This is a genomic window from Irregularibacter muris (genome assembly GCF_024622505.1).
In the GTDB taxonomy this organism is placed as follows: Bacteria; Bacillota; Clostridia; order Eubacteriales; family Garciellaceae; genus Irregularibacter; species Irregularibacter muris.
The window spans coordinates 51,532-76,565 of the sequence record NZ_JANKAS010000009.1 but is presented as its reverse complement, the minus strand read 5'-3'; the positions used below and the strand labels follow the sequence as shown (position 1 = coordinate 76,565).

20 protein-coding genes are annotated in these 25,034 nt (G+C 35.1%); 18 read left to right on the top strand and 2 right to left on the bottom strand.

Annotated elements, in window-relative coordinates:
• The first annotated feature begins 104 nt into the window (after window positions 1-104).
• The 7 genes from secA to NSA47_RS10485 all read left to right on the top strand — a co-directional run bounded on the left by secA (window position 105) and on the right by NSA47_RS10485 (window position 8,926).
• Complete coding sequence (secA, locus tag NSA47_RS10515) at window positions 105-2,606, top strand: preprotein translocase subunit SecA (protein WP_257531754.1); 2,502 nt, start codon at window positions 105-107, stop codon at window positions 2,604-2,606.
• A gap of 116 nt (window positions 2,607-2,722) precedes the next feature.
• Window positions 2,723-3,818 (top strand): peptide chain release factor 2 gene (gene prfB, locus NSA47_RS10510; RefSeq protein WP_373370324.1). Its coding sequence is split into 2 segments (ribosomal slippage): window positions 2,723-2,794 and window positions 2,796-3,818, totalling 1,095 coding nucleotides; the frame shifts between segments, so codons are not numbered across the junction.
• An 11-nt stretch (window positions 3,819-3,829) separates the two neighbouring features.
• A complete protein-coding gene (locus NSA47_RS10505; protein ID WP_257531752.1) occupies window positions 3,830-4,558 on the top strand; it encodes a gamma-glutamyl-gamma-aminobutyrate hydrolase family protein in 729 nt (242 codons plus the stop codon).
• Window positions 4,559-4,630: 72 nt separating this feature from the next.
• Entirely contained in the window at window positions 4,631-6,784 is a 2,154-nt protein-coding gene (locus NSA47_RS10500; RefSeq protein ID WP_257531750.1) for a Tex family protein, read from the top strand.
• A gap of 242 nt (window positions 6,785-7,026) precedes the next feature.
• Window positions 7,027-7,755 (top strand): GntR family transcriptional regulator, encoded by a 729-nt coding sequence (locus NSA47_RS10495; protein ID WP_257531748.1) that lies wholly within the window; start codon window positions 7,027-7,029, stop codon window positions 7,753-7,755.
• A 93-nt stretch (window positions 7,756-7,848) separates the two neighbouring features.
• Window positions 7,849-8,418 (top strand): chromate transporter, encoded by a 570-nt coding sequence (locus NSA47_RS10490; RefSeq protein WP_257531746.1) that lies wholly within the window; start codon window positions 7,849-7,851, stop codon window positions 8,416-8,418.
• Window positions 8,405-8,926, top strand: a complete 522-nt coding sequence (locus NSA47_RS10485; RefSeq protein WP_257531743.1) for a chromate transporter — start codon at window positions 8,405-8,407, stop codon at window positions 8,924-8,926. Before NSA47_RS10490 ends, NSA47_RS10485 begins: the two co-directional genes overlap by 14 nt.
• 384 nt (window positions 8,927-9,310) lie before the next feature.
• On the opposite strand, the gene NSA47_RS10480 is transcribed toward NSA47_RS10485, so the two are convergent.
• A complete protein-coding gene (locus NSA47_RS10480; protein WP_257531741.1) occupies window positions 9,311-9,631 on the bottom strand; it encodes a transposase in 321 nt (106 codons plus the stop codon).
• Window positions 9,632-9,936: 305 nt separating this feature from the next.
• Window positions 9,937-10,974, bottom strand: a complete 1,038-nt coding sequence (locus NSA47_RS10475) for a LacI family DNA-binding transcriptional regulator (RefSeq protein WP_257531739.1) — start codon at window positions 10,972-10,974, stop codon at window positions 9,937-9,939.
• Between the two features lie 373 nt (window positions 10,975-11,347).
• On the opposite strand from NSA47_RS10475, the gene NSA47_RS10470 reads away from it, so the two are divergent.
• The 11 genes from NSA47_RS10470 to NSA47_RS10420 all read left to right on the top strand — a co-directional run bounded on the left by NSA47_RS10470 (window position 11,348) and on the right by NSA47_RS10420 (window position 25,033).
• A complete protein-coding gene (locus NSA47_RS10470; protein WP_257531736.1) occupies window positions 11,348-12,433 on the top strand; it encodes a class I mannose-6-phosphate isomerase in 1,086 nt (361 codons plus the stop codon).
• Between the two features lie 149 nt (window positions 12,434-12,582).
• Window positions 12,583-12,915 (top strand): PTS fructose transporter subunit IIB, encoded by a 333-nt coding sequence (locus NSA47_RS10465; RefSeq protein WP_257531734.1) that lies wholly within the window; start codon window positions 12,583-12,585, stop codon window positions 12,913-12,915.
• Window positions 12,905-13,999 (top strand): PTS fructose transporter subunit IIC, encoded by a 1,095-nt coding sequence (locus NSA47_RS10460; RefSeq protein ID WP_257531731.1) that lies wholly within the window; start codon window positions 12,905-12,907, stop codon window positions 13,997-13,999. The genes NSA47_RS10465 and NSA47_RS10460 overlap by 11 nt, the downstream gene beginning before the upstream one ends.
• Window positions 14,000-14,030: 31 nt before the next feature.
• A complete protein-coding gene (locus NSA47_RS10455; protein WP_257531728.1) occupies window positions 14,031-14,894 on the top strand; it encodes a ketose-bisphosphate aldolase in 864 nt (287 codons plus the stop codon).
• A gap of 480 nt (window positions 14,895-15,374) precedes the next feature.
• Complete coding sequence (locus tag NSA47_RS10450) at window positions 15,375-15,830, top strand: PTS sugar transporter subunit IIA (protein ID WP_257531726.1); 456 nt, start codon at window positions 15,375-15,377, stop codon at window positions 15,828-15,830.
• A 1,559-nt stretch (window positions 15,831-17,389) separates the two neighbouring features.
• A complete protein-coding gene (locus NSA47_RS10445; protein WP_257531724.1) occupies window positions 17,390-18,229 on the top strand; it encodes a triose-phosphate isomerase in 840 nt (279 codons plus the stop codon).
• Between the two features lie 382 nt (window positions 18,230-18,611).
• On the top strand, window positions 18,612-19,457 hold the full coding sequence (locus NSA47_RS10440; RefSeq protein ID WP_257531721.1) for a transketolase: 846 nt from the start codon (window positions 18,612-18,614) through the stop codon (window positions 19,455-19,457).
• Window positions 19,457-20,404, top strand: a complete 948-nt coding sequence (locus NSA47_RS10435) for a transketolase family protein (protein ID WP_306811155.1) — start codon at window positions 19,457-19,459, stop codon at window positions 20,402-20,404. Before NSA47_RS10440 ends, NSA47_RS10435 begins: the two co-directional genes overlap by 1 nt.
• 449 nt (window positions 20,405-20,853) lie before the next feature.
• Window positions 20,854-22,392 carry an FGGY-family carbohydrate kinase gene (locus NSA47_RS10430; protein WP_257531717.1) on the top strand — a complete coding sequence of 513 codons (1,539 nt, stop codon included), beginning with the start codon at window positions 20,854-20,856 and terminating at the stop codon, window positions 22,390-22,392.
• Between the two features lie 422 nt (window positions 22,393-22,814).
• Complete coding sequence (locus NSA47_RS10425) at window positions 22,815-24,296, top strand: lactate racemase domain-containing protein (RefSeq protein ID WP_257531716.1); 1,482 nt, start codon at window positions 22,815-22,817, stop codon at window positions 24,294-24,296.
• A gap of 323 nt (window positions 24,297-24,619) precedes the next feature.
• A complete protein-coding gene (locus NSA47_RS10420; RefSeq protein ID WP_257531713.1) occupies window positions 24,620-25,033 on the top strand; it encodes a DUF3842 family protein in 414 nt (137 codons plus the stop codon).
• The last annotated feature ends 1 nt before the right edge of the window (window position 25,034 follow it).

Genomic DNA, 25,034 nt, shown 5'->3' with positions numbered 1-25,034 from the left:
TAAGCTGCTTTTTTCTTACCCACAAAACCTTAAAGCTTGTATTCATTGCTATGGTTTAGGTAAAATGTTAAAATAATAGGTAGTTTAATAAAGAGGTGAAAAAAATGGCCCTATTAGAAAAGATATTTGGAAATTTGAATGATAGAGAAATTAAAAAGATGATGAAGACAGTAGATCAAATTGAAGCCTTAGAACCCCAAATGGAAGCTTTAAAGGACGAAGAACTTCAACATAAGACCATAGAATTTAAAGAAAGATTATCCCAGGGGGAGACTTTAGATGATCTTTTGGTAGAAGCCTTTGCAGTAGTGCGAGAAGCTTCTAAAAGAGTGCTTCATATGAGGCATTTCTCTGTGCAGCTTTTAGGAGGAATAGTACTTCATGAAGGCAGAATTGCAGAGATGAAGACCGGGGAAGGAAAAACTTTAGTGGCAACCCTACCAGCCTATCTTAATGCTTTGGAAGAAAAAGGAGTTCACATTGTGACGGTCAATGATTACCTAGCCACCAGAGATAGTGAGTGGATGGGTAAACTCTATGAATTTTTAGGATTAAAGGTAGGATTAGTGGTTCATGGGTTAGATTTTGCCCAAAGAAAAGAAGCCTATACTGCTGATATTACCTATGGAACCAATAATGAGTATGGATTTGACTATCTAAGAGATAATATGGTTATCCACAAGGAACAAATGGTACAACGGGATTTAAATTATGCCATCATAGATGAGGTAGACAGTATTCTCATTGATGAAGCTAGAACACCACTGATTATTTCAGGCAGTGGCGATAAAAGTACCAAACTCTATAATGTAGTAGACTCCTTTGTAAAAACCTTGAAAAATGAGGAGCATTTTACCATTGATGAAAAAGCTCATACTGTAGTGTTAACCGAAGAGGGAGTAGAAAAAGCCGAAGGCTATTTTGGACTAGAAAACCTTGCCGATCCTGAAAATATGGAAATTTCCCATCATATCAATCAGGCGCTAAAGGCCCGTCACCTCATGAAAATAGATAAGGATTATGTAGTTAAAGACGGAGAAGTAATTATTGTAGACGAATTCACCGGACGATTAATGTTAGGGAGACGATATAGCGATGGTCTGCACCAGGCTATAGAAGCTAAGGAAAATGTAAGAGTAGAAAGAGAATCTAAAACCTTAGCCACCATTACCTTCCAAAATTACTTTAGGATGTTTAATAAATTGGGAGGAATGACCGGAACAGCCAAAACTGAGGAAGAGGAATTTAAAGCCATTTATAACATGGACGTTGTCATTGTGCCTACCAATAAGCCTATGATTAGAGAGGATATGTCTGATGTTATCTACAAAAATGAAAAGGGCAAATTTAATGCCATTGCAGAAGAAATCAAGAAAAGACATGCCACTGGTCAACCCGTACTGGTAGGAACTATTTCCATAGAAAAGTCAGAAGAATTAAGCAAATTATTAAAGAAACAAGGCATTAAACATGAGGTATTAAATGCCAAGTACCATGAAAAGGAAGCAGAAATTGTAGCCCAAGCAGGTCAAAGAGGAGCCGTTACCCTTTCTACCAATATGGCAGGACGGGGGACTGACATTGTTCTAGGGGAAGGGGTCAAAGAGCTAGGCGGCCTTCACATTATTGGTACTGAAAGACATGAAAGTAGACGGATTGATAACCAGCTAAGAGGACGTTCTGGACGACAAGGGGATGCCGGGTCCTCAAGATTTTATATTTCCCTTGAAGATGATTTAATGCGTCTTTTTGGTTCTGAGAGAATCTTAGGCTTAGTAGAAAGTGTGGGCTTAGAAGAGGATCAACCCATAGAACACAAAATGCTATCTAGAGGCATTGAAAATGCCCAGAAAAAAGTAGAGGCAAATAATTTTAACATTAGAAAACACGTCCTTCAATATGATGACGTGATGAATCGCCAAAGGGAAATTATCTACAAACAAAGGCGTACAGTACTAGAGGGAGAAAATATTCATGACCAAATATGGTCCATGCTAGAAGCCCTAATAGAACACTATGTACAGGTCTATACAGGTTTTAGCACCTACTCTGAAGAATGGGATTTCAAAGGTCTTTGGGATTATATGGAGACAATATTTTTACCCAAGAATAGCTTAGAAATTCCGGAAGTAGACTTAACCAGGGAAGAATTAGCCCAAATGCTATTAGAAGTGGCCCAAGAGATATATAGTAAAAAAGAAGAAAAAATAGGCAGCGAGCAAATGAGAGAATTAGAAAGAGTTATTCTCTTACAGGTAGTAGATAGCAAGTGGATGGAACATATTGACGATATGGAACAATTAAAACAAGGTATTGGTTTAAGGGCCTACGGACAAGAAGATCCAGTACAAGCCTACCAAAAAGAAGGCTTTAATATGTTTGAAGAAATGATCCATAGCATTCAGGAGGAAACCATAAAATATCTATTCCATGTAGAAGTCAACAAGGCACCAAAGCCTAAGCAACAGGTAGAAATGGATAATCTTGTCACCAATAAAAGCGATGAGGGAACTTCTAAGCCTGTAGTAAAGGAAGACAAAATTGGAAGAAATGACCCCTGCCCCTGTGGTAGTGGAAAGAAATATAAAAAATGTTGTGGAAGATAGGGGAGAATCTATTCTTTCTCTCCCCTATCTTAATCACCCGCATATCATATAGAAAAGAATCATTGTAAAGGCGGTTTAAATCGTCTTTTAAATCCTAGTGAGGAGGAAACACTTTAATGGAACTAGAACAATATCTTCAGGAATTACAATCCATAGAAGAGCAAATTATAGAAATGGGGGCTTCACTTTGACCTCCCTAACAAGAAAAAGGAAATAGAAAAACTAGAAAAAGAAATGAGCAAGTCAGATTTTTGGGAAGATATAGAAAGAGCTCAACAAATTGGTCAAAAAAATAAGGAACTACAAAGCATAATAGAGCAACATCAAGATTTACAGGAGAAAAAAGAGGATATAGAGGTGCTAATCCAGTTGACCCTAGAGGAAAATGACAGCAGTATGTTAGGGGACATCAGAAGCGGTATGAAAGAATTGCGCCAAGAAATAGAAAGCTTCAAATTACAAACCTTACTTAAAGGAGACTACGATCATAGCAATGCGATACTAGCCTTCCATGCCGGTGCTGGAGGTACTGAGGCCCAAGATTGGGTAGAAATGCTTCTTCGGATGTATATTCGTTGGGCAGAACAACATGATTATAGGGTAAAAACCTTGGACTATCTAGCAGGGGATGATGCAGGGGTGAAAAGTGCCACTATATTGGTGTCTGGCCTAAATGCCTATGGATTTTTAAAATCCGAAAAGGGTGTACATCGTTTAGTGCGCATATCTCCCTTTGATACTTCCGGTCGCCGCCATACTTCCTTTGCCTCGCTAGATGTCATGCCGGAGATTGATGAAGAAGTAGAGGTAGATATCCGCAATGAGGATCTAAAGATTGACACCTATCGATCGGGAGGAGCAGGAGGACAACACGTCAATACCACAGATTCCGCTATTCGCATTACCCACCTTCCCACAGGAATTGTAGTACAATGCCAAAATGAACGTTCCCAACATCTCAATAAAGAAGTAGCCATGAAAATGCTTAAAAGCAAATTGATTGAACTAAAGGAATCGGAACAAAAGGAAAAAATAGAAGATCTCAAGGGTGAGTATAATCAAATTGCATGGGGTAGCCAGATTCGATCCTATGTTTTTCATCCTTATAACATGGTCAAAGATCATAGAACCAGTGTAGAGGTAGGCAATATTCAGGCCGTGATGGACGGGGAAATTGATGAATTTATCCATGCCTATTTAAAAGCAAATTAGGGGGGAAGAAAATGAAACCAATCGTAGGAGTAACCTGTTCTTGTGACTTGCATTATAAAAAGCAATACAAAGAAACCAATTATTGCGAAGCATTGAGACAAGTGGGAGCTATCCCAGTATTGGTTCCCGTTTTGTCTTACTCTAAGGAGGATCTTGCTCAATTGCTGCAAAAACTAGATGGAATAGTACTTACGGGAGGATATGATATTCACCCTATCCACTTTGAGGAAGAGCCAAGACAAGGATTAGGTCCCGTCGTGCCCGAAAGAGATACTTTAGAGCTTGCCTTGGTTCAGGAATGCATAGAAAGGGAACTCCCTCTTTTCGGGGTATGCAGGGGGTTGCAGGTTTTAAACATTGCCCTAGGTGGCGATTTATACCAGGATATCTATAGACAAATCAAAAGTCGAGAAATTCTCCAACACAACCATAGTAGTGAAGGGGAGTTGGTCATTCATTCTATAGATATTGATAATGATAGTTTTCTCTACGATATTTTCCAACAAAAGATTGGTTGGGTAAACTCCTTCCATCATCAAGCCATCCGCAATGTGGCTTCTTCATTGGTTCCTGTTGCTTGGAGTAAGGATGGACTGATAGAGGCAGTACAACACAGGGATATCCCTTCCATATTTGCCGTTCAGTGGCATCCAGAAAAAATGTGGGATAGAGATGCCTTTTCCCTGAAGCTCTTTGAGCATTTTATGGGCTTTTTAAAAAAACCAATGGTTATTGCATAAGAAACGTCGGCAAGATTCCGACGTTTCTTTTTCCCTAAAGAAGGGGAAATAAGTAGGAAAGGAAGAAAAATAATGCAAAAGATAATAAGAAGTTTGGTACAAGAATTTAATATTAGAGAGACCCAAGTAAAAAACACCATTCAGTTAATAGATGAAGGAAACACCATACCTTTTATTGCACGATATCGTAAGGAAATGACAGGAGAGCTTGATGATATTACTCTAAGGGAATTAAATGATCGATTGACTTATTTAAGAAACCTAGAATCAAGAAAAGAAGAAGTCATTAGGCTTATTGAGGAGCAGGGCAAGCTGACAGAGGACTTGAAAAAGAAAATTCTTGGGGCTAAGGTACTACAAGAAGTAGAGGATCTTTATCTGCCATACAAACGAAAAAGAAGAACCAGAGCGACTATTGCCAAGGAAAAGGGATTGGAACCCTTAGCCGAAAAAATCTTACTTCAAACAATGGAACAATCAGAAATCATACAGGAGGCCCAAGCCTACATCAATGAAGAGAAAGAAGTGAAAAGCGCTGAGGAGGCTATCCAAGGGGCTATAGATATTATCGCTGAAATGATTTCGGAAGATGCGAACTATAGACAAAGAATTAGACAGCTGACCTGGGATGAAGGCGTCATCCAAACCAAATCTTCCTTGGATGAAAAATCTGAATTTGAAATGTACTATGATTATCAGGAACCCATCAAAAAAATTGTCCATCATAGAGTATTAGCCATCAATCGTGGGGAAAAGAAAAAATTCCTTCAGGTGAAAATTGAAGCTCCAGAGGAAAAAATCATTCGATATTTGACTAAAAACAGCGTCAAAGAGGACGCAAAAGGCTCAAAAGTTTACATAGAAGAAGCTCTGAAGGATGCCTACAAAAGATTAATTTCTCCTTCCATAGAGAGGGAAATTAGAAATATGCTTACTGAACCAGCAGAGGAGCAAGCTATAAAGGTTTTTGCCACTAACCTTAAAAGCCTATTATTACAACCCCCTGTACCCGGTAAGGTGACCATGGGTTTTGACCCTGCCTATAGAACAGGATGTAAAATTGCCATAGTCAATGAATATGGAACTTTACTGGATACCATCACTATCTATCCCACCCCTCCCCAAAACAAAGTAGAGGAAGGGAAAAAGCAGTTAATTAATCTCATAGAAAAATACGGCGTACAACTAATCGCCATAGGAAATGGTACAGCTTCTAGAGAATCAGAGAAAATAGTGGCGGACATGATTGCAGAACATCATCTAAAAGTGCAATACGTGGTAGTTAATGAAGCTGGGGCTTCTATTTACTCCGCTTCCAAACTAGGGGCAGAGGAGTATCCAGATATCAACGTTTCCCTAAGGGGAGCCATATCCATAGCCAGAAGGCTTCAGGACCCCTTGGCAGAATTAGTGAAAATAGATCCCAAACACATCGGAGTAGGACAATATCAACATGATGTTAATCAAAAGAAGATGGATGAAGCCCTAAGGGGTGTGGTAGAAGATGCTGTAAATAGCGTAGGAGTGGATGTGAACACCGCTTCTCCTTCTCTATTACAATATGTATCCGGAGTAAATGCCAGCATAGCCAAAAACATTGTGGCTCATCGGGAAGAAAATGGGCCCTTCACCTCAAGAAAAGAATTTTTACAAGTAAAAATGCTGGGCAAAAAGGCCTTCACCCAATGTGCAGGATTTTTAAGAATCAGTAATAGTGAAAATATTTTAGACCATACTGGAGTGCACCCAGAATCCTACCCAGTAGCAGAAAAACTAATCAAAGAAAGTGGTTTTTCTAAATCAGATTTTATGGGCAAAGAGTTAGAAAGCACAGCTAAAAAGCTAGAGACTATAGATGTAGAGGTCATGGTCCAAAGATTGGAAGTAGGTGAGCCCACCTTAAGGGATATCATTAAAGAATTACAAAAGCCCGGTAGAGACCCTAGGGATGAGATGGAAAAGCCAATCTTTAGAACAGATGTTATGGAAATATCCGATTTAAAACCTGATATGGAGCTCACTGGAACAGTAAGAAATGTAGCCGACTTTGGAGCCTTTGTAGACATTGGTGTGCATCAGGATGGACTAGTACACATCTCCCAACTAAGTGATTCCTTTGTGAAAAACCCCATGGACGTGGTTAGAGTAGGGGATATTGTAAAGGTAAGGGTATTAGATGTAGACGTAGAGAGAAATAGAATTTCGTTGACCATGAAGGGGATATAAGCCATAGAGATAAAAATAAAAGATTTGTATGAAAAATAAGTATACTTGTAATGTTTGTAAATTTTATCGTACTCCTATAAAAAACTCTTTTCTGTGTCATTATAGTTTATTAATATTATCAGAAAGGAGTTTTTTATGTAAAAAAATATTTTAAAAGAAGGATATTTAGAATCCATGTAGAATAGTATTAATTAAGGATAACTTGTAATGACAGCATAATGACATGATATGAGGTGAACTTTATGAACCAAAAATTAAATGAAAAAAGTATAGTGCCATTGTATTACCAATTAGCAGAAATACTGAGAGAAAATATCGAGGATGGAATATGGGAACCTGATACAGAAATTCCTTCGGAAAATACAATATGTAAAGATTTTGAAGTAAGCAGGTCAACAGTGAGAAGAGCGATGCAGGAATTGGAAAAGGAGGATTTGATCTATAAAAAGCAAGGTAAAGGTACTTTTGTAAAGCGTAAAAAATTTGATAAAGACTTACTAGGAGAGTTGAGTTTTTTTAAAGAGATGAAGAGTCAAGGCCTAGAAGCAACTTCTGAAATCATTGAAACAGATATTATATATCCTACAGCATATATACAAAGCACTATGAATCTTGAAAAAATACAAAAAATAATAAAAATTAGAAGACTTAGAAAAGTTGAGGGTGATCCCTTTGCAATTGAAACAACGTATTTAGATTATGAAAGATATGGTTCAATTCTGCAAAGAGATTTAGATACACTGGTTCTTTATGAAGTTTTAGAAAAGGAATTTGGTTTAGATATTAAAGAAATTACTGCATATATTGAACCAATAATTCTAAATGAATTTTTTAGTCAATATTTAGGAAGACCTCAAGGGGCCCCGGCTTTATTAATGGAAAGAATTATTAAATGTAAAAAAGGCTCAGGAATATTTTCCAGAATAATTATAGCAGGGGATAAAGCAAAGTTTTATGTGACAACAAAGTAATCCACCAATTTAGTAATTGTTTATGAGATCCGTTTTTTGGTCCACAGGCCATAAAATATTGTTGATTATACATGGAAGAGAGGTGATCAAAATATGCAAAGAAAGGACATTTCATTATTTAATATTTTCTGGACCTTTATTAAAATTGGAGCATTCACATTTGGTGGTGGATATGCCATGATACCCATTATTGAAAAAGAGTTAGTCCATGAGAAAAAGTGGATAGAAGACAAAGAACTAATAGATATCATTGCAGTATCACAATCCATACCCGGTGCTTTAGCAGTTAACCTATCTGTATTTATCGGAAACCAACTTAAAAGCTGGTTGGGAGCGATAATATCATGTGTAGGCGTAGTCTTACCTTCATTCATTACCATTGTAGTCATCGCGGAAATATTTGAGAAGTTTAATAATTCTGTAGTAGTCCAAACTTTTTTCACTGGTATAAGACCAGCGGTGGTATCCTTGATTCTATTGGCGATACTCCAACTAAAACAGTCAGTTGCAAAGAATTGGATAAACCTCATATTAATAGTTGGATCCTTCGTATCCATTGAATTTTTAAATATTAATCCCATTATCGTAATCATAGTGTCTGGTGTGGTGGGATATATATTCTTTAAAGAAAGAGAGGGAGAACAACTATATGAAACTAATTAATATTTTCCTAGTTTTCTTGAAAATAGGTGCCTTCAGCTTTGGTGGAGGATACGCAATGATACCTTTTATTCAGCGGGAAATCATTGTGAAAAATGGGTGGCTTGATATAAAAGAATTTTTAGATATTATTGCAATTGCCGAAGTTACCCCTGGTCCAATTGCCGTAAATTCCGCAACCTTTGTTGGATATAAATATGGTGGGTTAATAGGATCAATTGTAGCAACTCTAGCTATTATTTCTGTATCCTTTATACTAATTGTTATCATTTCACGTATTTATGATAAATTTAAACAATCAAATACAGTTAAAGCAGTTTTTTTGGGAATTAGACCAACTATTTTAGGTTTAATTTTATCCGCAGCTGTCACAGTAGGCAAAAGTGCATTCACAGGTACACAAAGCATATTGATTGCTTTGGTAATTTTTATAGCAGTTTATAAATATAAACTACATCCCATTATTGCAATACTTTCTTCGGGGGTAATGGGGGTGCTTTTGATACGATAATATATTTACACTACATTGTATAAAAAAAGAGGTTATTTTTATGGGGGAGGTGTAAATAAATCTGTGTCTAAGGAAGGTATATATTTCCTAACTGATAAGAAATAATTGATATAAACAAGTAAATTTTTGCTAAAAAGTTATTATTTTTATAATTAAGTAAATGTACTCAAATATTAGCTATCATCATTCTCTAGTAAATTTTACCTCTTGCTTTCTTTACTAGAAAGCAGGATTTTGGAATGTCCTAATGTTACTTTTGATATTTAGATATTCTATCTTCAAGGGGTATCATAAGATGATTAAGAACTATATCCTGGTTTCTATATTTTTGAGTCCATTTTTTCATAATGTTCTGGCTAGCTAGGTAAGCATTTTCTCTAAAGCCTAATCAGATGGAAAAATGGACTCTGTTTTTATCACTTTGCTAAACTGATGACGCAATCTTTCTATGATGTTTGTGGCGTACATAATCCTTCTACACTTCGAAGGCAACTTAAACAAGGGTAATAGTACATCCCAATTAGTATGCCAGCTCTTTATGGCATAGGGGTATTTCTTGCCCCACTTTTCCTCTAGCTGGGTTAGTTTTTCATAGGCTAATTCTTCGCCTATTGCAGTATATACTTCCTCTACGATTATCTGTAAGTTTATTTTTTTGTGTCCTTTTTCATAACCTAATTCGGTTTCTAATTCTGCTCCTAACATTTCCTATTGTTTTTAAATTTCCACCTATTATCATTTCCCTTAAGGTTTTTTACACGATACTTATAAAAGACCTCCACCCTAGTTTTATCCTATTTGTGAATTTTTGCCAGAAACGAAATATTGTTGTCAATAAAGCACGGGACTATTTACAGTCACTTATTTACAGCGTTTGAATTCTCGTATCTACAACATTATACTAACGTCATCTACTACCCATTTACCCTCTTGAATACTAATAACTTTTTAAAGAACTAATTTGGTGTTTATGATTGGATAAGGAAATATATTATTTTTACAAATATGCACTATTTAAATTTATCAGATGGTTTCCCGCAGCTTTCACGCTTTATAAGGTGAAATGGAAGCATTATTTTCAAGGGTAAGTGGGGACCATTTGCAATACGCTCAAAAAGAATTCTAGTAGCGACTTTTCCAAGTTCATCAGTAGGTATATGTACTGTAGTTAACATGGGCGATGTATATTGGGACATTTCAATATCATCCACACTTATAATGGAAATGTCTTCTGGAATTTTTAAGGCACATTCTTTAAATGCACGCAATGCACCTGTAGCGGTAATATCATTTGCGCAAAATACAGCAGAAAAATTGTTACTTCTGTTAATTAATTTTTTTGCCCCCATATATCCACCATCAAATGATTGTCTAATATTTGTTACGATTTCCTTATTATATGATAATCCTAATCGATGTAGGGAATCCTTATATCCCAAAAAACGTGTTTCATTTTCTTCTTCACCAATATAGGCTATTTTTCTATGACCCAAACCATATAAATAATCAACAGCCATACAGGCAGCTTCATAACCATCACAAATTATTTGATCATACTTTGTATCTATTTTGTTCAATCCTGTATAGACTACATGTTTATGGTTTTTTAAAAAAGATTCTAAAAGTTTTTCATCATATCGTCCAATTATTACAATACCATCTGCCTTAATATCACTAATTTGTTTACTTATTTGCGGATTAGATAGATCATAGCCCAAAAACAAGTATTTAACAAAGCAATTATTTTGATAGCACTCGTATTCAATAGAATGGGCTACTTCTGAAAAAAAAGGATTTTCTGTTGGGGCAGAAGATCGCGCATATATGCAATAAATAGACTTAGGTCCTTTGGATGGCATATCTAAATCTGCACCTTTTTTTAAACAGCGTGCATAAATATTTGGCTTATAATTTGTTTTGCGAACAACTTCCCAAATACGGTCTTGTGTTTCTTTACTTGCAGCATTACTATATTTCATATTCAATACTCTGGAGACAGTTGAAACAGAAACGCCAACTTCTTTAGCGATATCTTTTAAAGTCGTCATAGGACAAATACCCCCTTAAAACTATAGTAATTTAAATTATATAACAAAACAAAATTAAGTCAAAAAGTAAAAAAATCACGCTTTGTTTTCATCAAGAAATGGGAAAAAATCCAGCATTAAACAAGCCAAAACACAGCAAATGACGTGGTGATAACGTTTGCGTAAAATATGATTGAAAATAGAGACTTATTCATGATAATATGGACATAATAAAAGGTTTGCAAAATATTTATAAAATTCAAAAAATATATTTATTATTGTCATTATTAATTTTGAGTTATGATGCGTAACAAATGTATTTAGGATTTTAAAAATGATACGGCATAATAAAAGAATTGACTATTTTAAATATTGAAAGGTGGAGGTGGAAAATATGAGCGAATGGAGTAATAAGCCGATTATTTTTGATGATAATAGAATTACCCGGCCATATATAGGTGGGAAATTATTAAATGAGTGGAGAAAAATGGATCCAGCAGAAGATAATCATAATTGTGAAGAATTACTGATATCATCCATAGGTGCAATATCGAAAGGGCACGAAGAGGGGTACGCCATTAGCAAAACAATCCCGAGCCAAGGTTCAGTTTCATTAAAAAGTATAATTGAGAATGATCCCGATGGGATTCTCGGCGAAAAATATAATAAAAAAAATCCAAACAATTTATCAGTTCTTGCAAGGGCAGGTGATACGGTAGTACGACTTGTGTTGCAATGTCATCCAAAAGAGGAAGATGCAAAAAAATATTTTAATTCCATATGCGGGAAAACAGAAGCCTGGTATATTGCAAGAACTAGAAAGGTAGAAGGTGAAGAAAACTGTGTTTATGCTGGATTTAAAAAGCATGTAACAAAGAAATTATGGCAGGATTTATGTAAAAAACAGGATGTTGAAAAAATGAGGGAATGTTTACACAAAATACCTGTAAAAGAGGGAGATGTTATTTTAATCCCCGCGGGTATGCCCCATGCGGTTGGTCCAGGATGTCTCTTTTTAGAAATACATGAGAGTAGTGACATTACTATTCGAGCTGAAAGAAATATAAATGGTGTAGTTTTAACGGATGAAGAAATGTTCAATGGACTATCATTTAATGAAGGTATAGGTTTATTTGATTTTGAAACATATACCATTGATGAAATAAAAAACAAGGTAGTGATGAAAGAAAAGGAAGAAGTTATCATTCAAAATAATAGTAGACTAACACAAATGATTGATTATTCAGATACAAATGCATTTGGAATGCAAATCATAGATATTAGAGATGAATTTGTATTGCCAAACTTTGAAGGACATAGAATTATGGTCGCAATTAATGGGGATGTAAAACTTGAATGGAGCGAAGGAACAATTAATTTAACACAGGGGCATGGTGCATTGATTCCATATAAATGCAATGATTTAAAATTAATTGCATCTAATGCAAAAGTTATGATTGGACTACCGACAGAGTTATAGGATCAGAAGATATTTTTATTAATGCCTGTGTGCTTGCATTTAATAATATCATACAATCAAAAGATAGAAGGTTTTGGGTAAAGAACCTCTATCCTTTGAAATAAACAAATAATGTAAAATTTATATTATAAGGGGAGGGAGGGTAATAAATGAAAATAGTAGGGGTCGCTGCATGTACTGCTGGAGTAGCTCATACCTATATCGCACGTGAAAAAATGATTAAGAGTGCAGAAACTAGAGGACATATCATCCACTGCGAGACGCAGGGGACAATTGGAGTTGAATATGAATTACTAGCAAAGGATATTGAGGAAGCAGATGTTGTTATTTTAGCTGTCGATATTGCTATTGATGGAATTGAACGTTTTAAAGGAAAAAAAGTTATAAAGATTGGTACATCCACATTAATTAAGAATCCCATTGCATTAATGCAAAAAGTTGAAAAATTATTAGAAAAGGAGAAAAAATCCAATGAAAATTAAAGAGGTAAAAAACCATGTTCTAACGGGTATTAGTTATATGATTCCACTTGTTGTTGCCTCGGGATTAACAATGGCAATTGGAAGAGCAATGGCAGGTTCAAGTTTGGACAATCTTGGGACTACAGGCTTTGCATATTGGCTATTCACTACTGGACAACTTGGGATGTCCTTAATGGTACCGATTCTTTGTGCTTATATCGCGTACTCAGTAGCAGGCAGACCGGCATTAGCACCAGGATTCATTATCGGTTTTATTGCAACTGAAATTAAGGCTGGTTTCATCGGGGGGATGATTGGTGGTTTACTGGTAGGTTATATTGTTATTTTAATTAAGAAATATGTTAAGCTTCCCAAATCCTTAACAGGTATTATTCCAGTCATTATTATCCCGTTCTTAGCAACAGCAATTACTGCTATTCTTATGTTTGGCGTTCTTGGAGTCCCAATTGTCTGGCTTACCGATGCATTAACAAATTTCCTGACATCCTTATCGGGTGGAGCTAAATTTCTATATGGTGCTATTTTAGGGGCAATGTCAACATTTGATTTTGGCGGTCCAGTTAATAAAGTTGCAACTGCATATGCTAATGCAATGCTTGCGGAGGGTATTGGAGATGCAAAAGTTGTCCAATTTTTAGGATCGATGATTCCACCATTTGGTATCGCAATTTCTGCACTGATAGCAAGGAAGAAATATACAAAAGCCGAAATTGAAACATTGAAATCGGCAGTCCCTATGGGATGTGTGATGATTACCGAAGGTGTTATCCCTATTGCTGCACGTGATTTGATTAGAGTAGTGTTTGCCTGTGTAGTAGGCTCAGTTGTTGCTGGAGGGCTTTCGATGAGTTGGGGAATTTCATCTCCTCTTCCAAATGGTGGTTTTATTGCATTCCCATTCTTCAATGAGCCGTTAAAAGCATTAATAGCTTTAGCGATTGGTAGTATTGTTACAGGCGCAGTATTGTCATTAATAAAGAAAGAAGCTACAGAGGAAGATGAATCCTTTAATGACTTGGGTCATGAAGTCGGTGATAGTGAGTTAGAAGATGACTTATCATTCGATGATTCATTTCTAAATTAGTACAATTAAATCATAAAAAGGTTGTGATACTTTGCTTTTAAATTTAAGAGAAATATTAAGTGTTGCAAAACAAAAATCATTTGCAATAGGAGCGTTTAATACAACTGATTTGGCGTTATTTAGAGCAGTTGTAGAAGAAGCAGAAAAAACAAATACACCTGCCATTGTTCAATTTGCACCTGGTGAATTTAAATATGCTACACCGTATTTTTTTGAGTATGTTAAAAAGAGATTGGAAAGTAGCAAAACACCTTTTGCTTTGCATCTTGATCATGGAAAAACGGTTGAAGATTGTATTATGGCAATTAAGGCTGGATTTACATCAGTTATGTTTGATGGGTCTGAAATGAGCTTTGAAGATAACATAAAAAAAACAAAAGAGATCACGGATATTGCGCATATGGTCAATGTCTCTGTTGAAGGAGAAATTGGAACGATTGGAACAACGGGCAATTCAGATGAGGGTGGAGTAGAAGAGGTTACCTATACAGATCCCAAAGATGTTGTAAAATTTGTAAAGGATACAAATGTAGATGCACTGGCAATTGCCATTGGAACAGCTCATGGTATTTATCCAAAGGGTTTAAAACCAAAATTACAACTTGATTTATTAAAAGAAATCAACGCAGTAACAAATATACCTCTAGTACTCCATGGTGGAAGTGATAATCCTAATGAAGAAATAAGAAAAGCTTGTGAAATAGGTATTCAAAAGGTAAATATCTCAAGTGACATCAAACAAGAGTTCTTTAAAACAGTATTGAATATCTTGAATGATACCGGATCCTTCATGCCACCTAAAGTATTTAATCCAGCAATTGAAGCAACAAAAAAAATTGTGCATAGTAAAATGGAGTTATTTGGTTCATTAGGTAAGGCAAATTATTATAAATAATAGATATAGTTATAAATATTTATCATATGCATTGGTAGCCCAAAAACTCAATATAAAAATGTATTATGAACATAATTATTAATCCAATGTTCATAGATCTTAATTACAAGAAATGTTGCTATTCACACCGTAAAGATTGTAACTATTATCTCTAGGTAAATAAGATAGAGTCTTAATAAAACTATAGATACTCTAAATATAAAAATAGGGATGCTTGCTATTTATTTCAATAATAAATTCTAAGGTAACTCATTAAAATGATGGGGAGATGCATCTATTACTTTCACTTATTTTTAATTATCTTGCAAGCCATGCAAAACATAGAGGTATCTCCCGCCTAAGATATTTTAAATTTTTCATGAAAAACAAAAATATTTATCTATACATCGCTATTTGTTATATTTAACATTTAAGGTATAAAACCAATTATTAATACTACAGAGTTAGGCCGTATAAATACTTAGCATAGGGGGAAAGGTTATGGAGTTAAGAAAGATATTGGATGAGAAAATCATTAGGATTGGTTTGGATGTAAAATCAAAGGATGATGCACTAAAAGAGATGGGCGATATGTTATATCAAAATGGATATATCAATGACACTGACCAATTCATCAAAGATATATACTTAAGGGAAGAAGAAGGTGCCACTGGAATAGGAAATAACGTGGCAATTCCACATGGCAAAAGCAAAAGTGTTACCAAAATAGGTATTGCCATCGCTACATTAAAAGAAGGTATAGAGTGGGAAACACTAGATGGAGATAAAGTAAATATTATATTCTTATTTTGTGTAAGTGACGACATGAATTCCAATAGGGATCATCTAGTTTTACTATCTAGGGTTGCTGGGAAATTGGCGGATGATGACCTATTGCTCAAAATCAAAACGGCCCAATCAGCTTGCGATATTGTTACCTATTTGGGAGGGGAATAAATAAATCTTGCTTTGAAAGTTAGAATAGGCAGGTTTAATATAATTAGGATTAGGGTTTATTAAATAAATTGCTCTATTTTAATAATATAGTATGTTATTTTTTATATTTGTTCATTCTAACTTTTCAATACTTTCATACTAATACATATCTGGTGGTCACCATTTTGTGTGTAGATGTAGATACTCAGCCTAGTGATACGAAAAGCGATATAGCGTATTGTTAATATAAGGGGAGGCTGAACATGCCACTGCACGTCTATAGTAATTAGTTTAACCCCTAATTACTTAATTAGGTCTGTAAAATAGATTCGTTTGGATACTAGTTTTTTCTATTTTAAAATAAAAATTTTAATACTTTGATACTTTGAAATTATAGCATGATCTGTATCGATATTTTATTGTCTGAGCAGTGCAAATGAACCTGTTGCTATCCCGAGGCAAAGACAAGGCATTATATTAAGTGTTATTTGAAATCCGGTATTTGTCTAACCAAGGACAAGGCGTATTAGGTTTATATATATTATCACCATTTATGTGTGCAGTAAAAGCTCTTCAGAAAAAAGAAAACCCAGTATGTAAATTTGCAGTAGAGGCTAAATAACACCAGATATAGCAGAGATAGGTGAATATAAGTAATTTCGATAATCTACTTCTGAGCCACTATATCTATTAAAAAATCCCTATGGCAGAATAAGGTTTAAACTTTCTAATTACTATAAATTTAATACCTGGTCTTTTTATAATCCTTTTTACTCTTTTAAAGTTAATTTTAAAACCTTCAGTTAGAAGGATTTTATGTATTTGGATATTCCATAATATTTCTTGGGTTCGTTGTAAGCTTTTGAAACTTTCCCTTGAAACTTTATTTTTTAATACTTCTAGTGTTTTTTATTATTTTTAAATTTACATAAGAAGTTTCTAAAACTTCTAATACTTTTTTCCTTTTCAGGCTTAGCTGTTTTTCGGAATGACTTGATAGTCAGCTAACGCTACTATTGTATTTCTATCTATTGCTGTAAGTTTTGCTGGCCTATTGTTCTTAACTTTGAAACGCCATATGACCCCTTTAATCATATTTTGACGCACCCTTTCCTATCTATATATATTATAGTATTCGGATTTTTGTGCCTACAATATTATACTAACATCAGAAAAAATACTATTAATTTTTCTCCCGGTATCTTTAATTATTCTATTGTATATCCATGTAAAATTACAAATTCGCTGTTTTTCTTACCAAATTAATTTATCTTTGTTAATGATAGTAAAATTAGTTTGAGCAGATATGGGGGATTAATTTACTGATTGTTTTAACTTATTGAGTTGGATTCCTATAATATATACAACATAAAATGGTCTAGATCCATGTTGACTAATTTTATCTTATGATGGATTTACTACAATTTATATAGATGCTTTTTTAGTTTTCATTAATTAAGTGATATTGGGTGGAAATTTTGTTTCGGGAATTAATCATGAACAAGTAAATTATGTCACAAAAAAACTTATAGAATAATATAAAACTATTATACTAAATTTCATATTAGAAGGAGGTTCTTATGAAACATATTTATGTAAACTTCAAACGATTTGATATCCCCAAAGAATATGGAGGTGTCAATAACATAGCAAGCCCATTAGAATGGGGGGAATATATTATTACATATATTCAAAATGCACTACAACAATATGATAAAGAGGAAGTAGAGTTTACCTTTTATATGCCAGAAGCCCATTTAATTAATGCAATTACAGCTCTAGATAAAAATTCTAACCTAAAGATAGGTTCTCAAGGCGTTTATAGGGAGGATACATCTTTGGAGGGAAACTTTGGAGCATTTACAACAAATAAAACTGCCAATTCCATGAAGGCAATTGGTTGTGAGAGCGTTATCATTGGGCATTGCGAAGAAAGAAATGACAAGGCAGGTGTAATGAGAGAGGCAGGGCTTGTGGATCCAGAGGCGGTAAGTAGAATTTTGAATTTAGAGGTGAAAGCTGCAATAAATGCAGGACTTTCTGTGTTGTTTTGCATAGGAGAAAAGGCAGAAGAACAATCTAACTGGAAAGAAGTGCTTGGAAAGCAACTGGAAATTGGTTTAAAAGACGTGGACAAAAACAAAGTGGCCATTGCATATGAACCAGTTTGGGCCATAGGACCTGGAAAAACACCTCCAGATAAAGAATATATAACCCAAATTGCCCGATATATAAAAGAATTAACAGATGGTTGTAATGTTGTATATGGTGGAGGGTTGAAAGAAGAGAATGCCAAAATGTTAGCATCTATCGACGAAGTAGATGGAGGTTTAATTGCACTGACAAGGTTCCAGGGGGATATTGGTTTTTACCCAGAGGAATATTTAGAAATTGTCAAAAAATATATGGGAAAATTATAAAAAAGAAAGGATACAGTCACATAAAACGAATTTTAAAATATGGGCAAAGATTAATATATGGTACATCCATTAGATAGTATAGATGGGCATATTTCAGGGAAGGTCACTCCAGTTTTAACTCATATCCCTGAAGGCAAAACTGAAGAAAAGATCCCAGAATTTCCTTAAAATCTACTGGACATGGAGAATGTTATAAGATTAACATAAAGAGACATGCATGATAAAACCTACAAAAAAAGAAAGTATGCTAATTATAGACTATTTATATTAAGAGGTTTGCCTAATTAGATAAGATTTGTAAGGAGGAAATTAGATCTAGATCAAATTTTGGATTGACCTGCCAAGATGGAGGTAGATAATTAATCAATAAGGGGTGAAGTATATGAACGAAAGTATTTTAAAGGAACTTAAAATTAAAGCGGCCCGCATAAGAAGAGGAGCTATCATGGGGGTATCTTCTGCAGGGAGTGGTCACCCGGGAGGATCTCTTTCAATTGCAGACATACTTGCAGTTTTGTATTTTCACGAGATGAAGACTGATATACACAATCCAAAGGATGAATCCAGGGATAGATTGGTACTCTCTAAAGGACATGCTGCACCTGCATACTATGCAGCACTAGCTGAACGAGGATATTTTAATGTAGCTGAACTTGAAAAATTACGTCAAATTGATAGTATGCTACAGGGGCATCCTGATATGGTAAAAATAAGGGGTGTGGATATGTCAACTGGATCATTGGGACAGGGACTTTCGGCAGCAAATGGTATGGCTCTTGTTTTAAAGCGTAAGAAGAAAGATTCCCATGTGTTTTGTATATTGGGCGATGGAGAAATGCAGGAGGGGCAAATCTGGGAGGCAATTATGACATCTGCCCATTATAAACTTGATAATTTAACGGTGTTTGTAGATAAAAATAGTTTGCAAATTGATGGGGTAGTATCAGAAATAATGAACAATACCCCTTATGAAGCCAAGTTTGAAGCATTTGGTTGGAACACTATAACAATAGATGGTAATGATATTACCCAAATTATTGATGGAATTAATTTAGCTAAAAAAGTTAAAGGAAAACCCACAGTCATTATTTGTGAGACCATAAAGGGCAAAGGTGTTTCATATATGGAAAACCAAGTTGGATGGCATGGTGCAGCTCCAAATAAAGAACAGGCTAAAGTGGCATTATCTGAAATTGACGCTATAATAAAAGCATTGGAGGTAGAATAATGATGTCTCTATCAACAAGAGAAGCATATGGGATTGCTATAGAGAGCCTTGGTGATAAATATGATTTCTGGGTTATGGATGCCGATCTCTCAAAAGCAACGATGACGCATTTGTTTGGCGAAAAGTTCCCCGATAGATTTGTAAATATGGGTATATCCGAAAGTGACCTTATGACTACTGCTGCAGGAATTGCCTCATGTGGTCAAATGGTATTTGCAAGCACTTTTGCAATATTTGCAGCTGGTAGAGCATTTGAGCAAATAAGAAACTCTATTGCATATACAGGATTAAATGTTAAGATTGCTGCAACCCATGGGGGAGTATTAATAGGGGAAGATGGAGGCTCCCATCAGTGTATTGAGGATATATCATTAATGCGAACTCTTCCTAATATGACAGTTATAGCCCCTTGTGATGAAGCATCAACATTTTCAGCGGTTGAGGCAGCAGTAAAGGTTTCTGGACCAGTATACCTTAGATTCGGTCGTTTTCCTGCTGAAAATGTATATACAGAAGGGCACGTTCCCTTTGTTGTAGGAAAAGGCAATGTAATAGAAGATGGGGATGATGTTGTAATTTTTGCTATAGGGGATATGGTTAGTAATGCAATTAAAGCTGCGGGAATGTTGGCCGCGGATGGACTTTCCGCTGCGGTCATTGATATGCATACCATTAAGCCTATTGATAAAGAACTTATTCTAGAATATGCCTTTAAAACAGGTGCAGTTGTAACTGCTGAAGACCATAATATCATTGGTGGTCTAGGCTCAGCTGTGGCGGAAGTGTTGGCAGAAAACCCCCATGCTGTTTTAAGGAGGCTGGGTGTAAAAGATACATTTGGAAGATCCGGTAAAAGAAAAGACTTAGAAGAATATTTTGGATTAACTTCTAAAGATATTTATGAAAAATGCAGGGATGCAATAGCATCCAAGAATCCCAATAAATAAGTTTTTGGTTAGGTAGAATTATGTGTAATGACATTTATCTAGGGGGATGTACACATGAAAAGCACAACAACAAAAGACGTAAAAAAAATACGGTTTTTGATTATTGTGAACCAAATACCAATATTGATACAGTTATAAAAACAATATGAAAGGGATTCCGAAAGCTTAGATATGAACAATAAGTATATCCGTATGAATTGTATTATATTATGGATTTTGTAAGAAGATATTAAATACCATATTGAGAGCAATAAAAACAAAGGATCTACAAGAGCATATAAACCCATGGATATTAGAAATTTGTAAGATGGGTCTTAATGGCCTGACAAGGATATATCACATGATATTGACATAGCAGGAACTTTTCTTAGGGATTTCAATATGGGGGCAATAAATTATAATAAATAAATAGTTATTGTACAAATAAGAAAGACACAGAAGGTGAAGAGATGATTGGGCTTTTGTCTATAGATATAGGAACTACTAACTGGAAGGTAATGGTTTTTGATGATCAAGGTACTGTTATTGCATCAGTAAAAACACCAGCAGTGATAAGTATGGATAGAAATAGTCTTCGATGCTATAACCCAAAAATTATTTGGCGAAATATTGTTAATTTAATAAGGCAGATTGGGGAAAGTTATTCCCTTTCAAATATTAAGGCTATATCAGTTACAAGTATGGGTGAATCAATAGTGCCTATAGATGTTAATGGCAAAGAACTCTGCGATATAATACCATGGTTTGATGTTCGATCCATGGATGAAGCAGAAAATATAAAAACGATACTAGGTGCGGATAGGATATTTTCAATAACTGGACTGGAAGCAGGAGCTATTTTTTCTCTTCCCAAAATGCTTTGGATGCGTAAACATAATCCGGAAATTTTTGCTCGTACAACAAAATGGCTTCAGATGGCTGACTATATAAATTATAAATTAACAGGTAAGATAAAAACTGATTTTACCCTTGCAAGTAGAACCTTAGCTTTTGACATAAATACAAACTCTTGGTCAACAGAAATACTCAAAGCATTAAATGTGGATGTGTCAGTTTTACCAGATATTGTAGCAAGTGGAAGTATAATGGGCCAAGTGACAGATGGAGCGGCAAGTGCCACAGGGCTTCTAGCGGGGACCCCTGTAATCATGGGGGGACATGATCATGCTATTGCTACAATTTCTGCGAATATTTTTGATGGAAATACAATTCTAGACTCATCAGGTACAGCGGAGCCACTTCTATATGTTTCGCCCCCAAATACTCCTATTTTAATGAATAACATTGGACAGCGTATAGGTAGACATCCTGATCCGAGCCGGTATATACTATGGGGAGGGATTGTGTCATCGGGAATATGTGTGGAATGGTCAGTGGAACGATTAGCACTTTGCAAAGAATGGGGATATGATGTTCCAGCTATTAAATTTAATGAATTGTTATCGTCTTGTAAGCATATTCCATGTGGTAGTGACGGACTCCTATTTATGCCATACCTTAGGGGAAGTGGTACCCCCCACTGGGATCCAAGAATGAAAGGTGCCTTTTTAGGTCTTACTTCGTCACATGGTTCAATGCATATGATGAGGGCTGTACTAGAGGGACTTTCCTATCAAGTTAAGATGATTGTAAATATGCATGAAAAATTATCTGGAACAGAAATAAAGAGTATATGCTGTGTTGGTGGGGGATCAAAGATAGCATTATGGCAGCAAATTAAGGCGGATGTAACAGGAAAAATTATAAAGACAAAAAATAATGATGAAGCAACCTGCCAGGGGGCTGCAATCTTATCAAGTGTGGGAATTGGCTTGTTTGAAAATTTAGAACAGGGTGCAAAGAAATTTGCAAAGGATGGAGAAATATTTATACCGAATGTGGATAATGCTGGAATATATGACAAAATGTATCAGGTGTTTACTGAGAGTTATAGGGACTTAGAAAGAATTTGTTATAGGCTTGATAGAGTTTCAAGAAAAGATATTTAGAAATAAAACTTTGAAGCGTGATGTATAGATGCAATCAAACTTCAGATTGGTTGCGTCTAGTACTTAGATAGGATAAATCTTGATAAGATAATATGGAAAATTTATCAGGCGCTTCATTCCATGGCAGATACTATAGTAATTTATATACTAAATAATAGCCACGTTATTTTAACAAAAACGCCATCAAATCAGACATATATTTACCATGTGACAAGCACTATAATCTTAATTTTCCTAAGGGTAAAGATTTGGATATGTTATAAAATATGAAACATGCTTATTTGACGGTATATGATAGAAGATTAGATAAAGATGGTATTGGTAGAGTTACTAGGACATATCAATATTTATCTAAGAAAATACTTAGAGGTTGTTAATAAATATATGGAGAAATCACAATAAGAAAGGTAGTGTAAAATATTATGAAATTATCTTTTGAATATGGGCATGGATTGATAGAGGCTCAACTTCCAGATAATACAGATGTATTTATTCCAGGGGAGACTATAGCAGATCCACCTCACATTCCAGAGGATCAAATTGAAGAAAAAACCTTAGAGTCCCTTAGAAATCCAATTGGAATGGAGCCTATTACTGAATTAGTAAAAAAAGGTTCTAAGGTAACCATTATTTTCCCTGACAGAGTTAAGGGAGGAGAACACGCTACAGCCCATAGAAAGGTATCTATTAAATTAATTCTTCAAGAATTATATAGTGTGGGTGTAGAAAAAGAGGACATTCTTTTGATCTGCTCCAATGGACTTCATAGCAAGAACACCGAAAAACAAATTCGCGGAGTCTTAGGAGAAGAATTATTTAATGAATTTTGGTACAGCAACCAAATCATTAATCATGACAGTGAAGATTATGAAAACTTAGTAGATCTAGGAACAACCCGACGTGGAGATCCTGTAATAATGAATAAGTATGTATATGATAGCGATTTAGCAATATTAATTGGTCATACCCAAGGAAACCCCTATGGAGGTTATTCTGGAGGATATAAACATAGTGCTACAGGGATTACTCATTGGAAATCTATAGCCTCTCATCATGTACCTAAAGTTATGCATAGAAAGGACTTTATGCCGGTAAATGATAATTCCTTAATGCGAAGTAAGTTCGATGAAATTAGTGAATATATGGAAGAATGTATGGGTAAAAAATTCTTTTGTTGTGATGCTGTCCTTGATACTAAGTCCCGACAAATCGAAATTTTTAGCGGTTATGCCAAAGAAATGCAGCCTAAATCTTGGACCGTAGCTAACGAAAGAACCTATGTGCCTTATGCAGAAAAAAAATATGATATTATGATTTTTGGTATGCCACAATTTTTCCACTACGGAGATGGAATGGGGAATAATCCAATTATGCTTATGCAGGCTCTTTCTGCTCAAGTGATTAGACATAAACGAATTATGAGTGATCGGTGTGTTATTATTTGTGCATCAAGATGTGATGGATATTTTAATGATGAATTATGGCCCTATACAAGAGAAATGTATGAAATGTTCCAAAAAGAGTATATGAATACTTTACCTGATATGAACCGCTATGGAGAACTTTTTGCCACCAATGAAGAGTATATTCGAAAATATCGTTTTGGAAATGCCTTCCATCCTTTTCATGGATTTTCTATGATTTCCTGTGGTCACCTTGCTGAAAAGCATACATCAACTATTTATATTGTAGGTGCCCAGGAACCTGGCTATGCAAGAGGAATGGGACTGAAAACAAGGTCTACCATTGAGGAAGCATTAGAAGACGCCAAGAAAAAATTTGTTGGGGAGAACCCTAATATCCTAGCTTTACCTAAAACCTTTACCACTACCTCTGTTCATTTAATGATGAAAGATGAAGTCTATCATGGTGAGGATGATTATGGATGTGCACACCATCATTAAAATCCATTCTTTCCCCCTATATTAGGGGTAGGGTAGAGGAAGGAATATCCTAGATATACTATGGTGCTAGTTGAAATCTGAGTTATGAGTGTTCAAAGGCTAAGAATTTGTAAACACGCCACAAATTGTGTTAATAGCTTTTTGCTCAAACAGTTGATGTAAGTTATCTTCTCTTTGCAAACATACTTTGAGCCTTTTCATAAAGCAAATTCTCTATGCAATTAGAATTATTAGTTCCACAAATTAAGAATGACAAAAATATAGTTCTATTTTATAATTATATTTGTCTAAAATATTAGATAACGTAAAAAAGAGGGGAAAAAATGAAAATAGCAGTTATTGATGGAAAAGGTGGAGGAATTGGATGTCAAGTAGTAGAAAGACTGAAGTCTTTGAAAAACAATGATTTGGAAATCATTGTCCTAGGCACCAATTCTAAGGCTACTGGCAATATGTTAAAAGCCGGCGGTGACGATGGGGCCACCGGGGAAAATGCAATTATATGGATGAGTCATAAAGTAGATCTTATTATTGGGCCAATGGCTATTATTGCAGCCAATTCTATGATGGGAGAGATTAGTCCTAAAATAGCAGAGACCATTGCCAGCAGCAGTGCAAAAAAACTTTTATTGCCAGTAAGTAAATGCAACTTTGAAATTATTGGTCTTGAAAATTATTCATTAAAACAGATCTTTGATCAATTGCTTGAAAAAGTGAAAACCATTTTAGAGCAATAAA

Excerpts from the sequence above, each read along its gene's own strand:
- secA (WP_257531754.1), top strand. The coding sequence starts at position 105 with ATGGCCCTATTAGAAAAGATATTTGGAAATTTGAATGATAGAGAAATT.
- NSA47_RS10505 (WP_257531752.1), top strand. The coding sequence starts at position 3,830 with ATGAAACCAATCGTAGGAGTAACCTGTTCTTGTGACTTGCATTATAAA.
- NSA47_RS10500 (WP_257531750.1), top strand. The coding sequence starts at position 4,631 with ATGCAAAAGATAATAAGAAGTTTGGTACAAGAATTTAATATTAGAGAG.
- NSA47_RS10495 (WP_257531748.1), top strand. The coding sequence starts at position 7,027 with ATGAACCAAAAATTAAATGAAAAAAGTATAGTGCCATTGTATTACCAA.
- NSA47_RS10490 (WP_257531746.1), top strand. The coding sequence starts at position 7,849 with ATGCAAAGAAAGGACATTTCATTATTTAATATTTTCTGGACCTTTATT.
- NSA47_RS10485 (WP_257531743.1), top strand. The coding sequence starts at position 8,405 with ATGAAACTAATTAATATTTTCCTAGTTTTCTTGAAAATAGGTGCCTTC.
- NSA47_RS10480 (WP_257531741.1), bottom strand. The coding sequence starts at position 9,631 with ATGTTAGGAGCAGAATTAGAAACCGAATTAGGTTATGAAAAAGGACAC.
- NSA47_RS10475 (WP_257531739.1), bottom strand. The coding sequence starts at position 10,974 with ATGACGACTTTAAAAGATATCGCTAAAGAAGTTGGCGTTTCTGTTTCA.
- NSA47_RS10470 (WP_257531736.1), top strand. The coding sequence starts at position 11,348 with ATGAGCGAATGGAGTAATAAGCCGATTATTTTTGATGATAATAGAATT.
- NSA47_RS10465 (WP_257531734.1), top strand. The coding sequence starts at position 12,583 with ATGAAAATAGTAGGGGTCGCTGCATGTACTGCTGGAGTAGCTCATACC.
- NSA47_RS10460 (WP_257531731.1), top strand. The coding sequence starts at position 12,905 with ATGAAAATTAAAGAGGTAAAAAACCATGTTCTAACGGGTATTAGTTAT.
- NSA47_RS10450 (WP_257531726.1), top strand. The coding sequence starts at position 15,375 with ATGGAGTTAAGAAAGATATTGGATGAGAAAATCATTAGGATTGGTTTG.
- NSA47_RS10445 (WP_257531724.1), top strand. The coding sequence starts at position 17,390 with ATGAAACATATTTATGTAAACTTCAAACGATTTGATATCCCCAAAGAA.
- NSA47_RS10440 (WP_257531721.1), top strand. The coding sequence starts at position 18,612 with ATGAACGAAAGTATTTTAAAGGAACTTAAAATTAAAGCGGCCCGCATA.
- NSA47_RS10435 (WP_306811155.1), top strand. The coding sequence starts at position 19,457 with ATGATGTCTCTATCAACAAGAGAAGCATATGGGATTGCTATAGAGAGC.
- NSA47_RS10430 (WP_257531717.1), top strand. The coding sequence starts at position 20,854 with ATGATTGGGCTTTTGTCTATAGATATAGGAACTACTAACTGGAAGGTA.
- NSA47_RS10425 (WP_257531716.1), top strand. The coding sequence starts at position 22,815 with ATGAAATTATCTTTTGAATATGGGCATGGATTGATAGAGGCTCAACTT.
- NSA47_RS10420 (WP_257531713.1), top strand. The coding sequence starts at position 24,620 with ATGAAAATAGCAGTTATTGATGGAAAAGGTGGAGGAATTGGATGTCAA.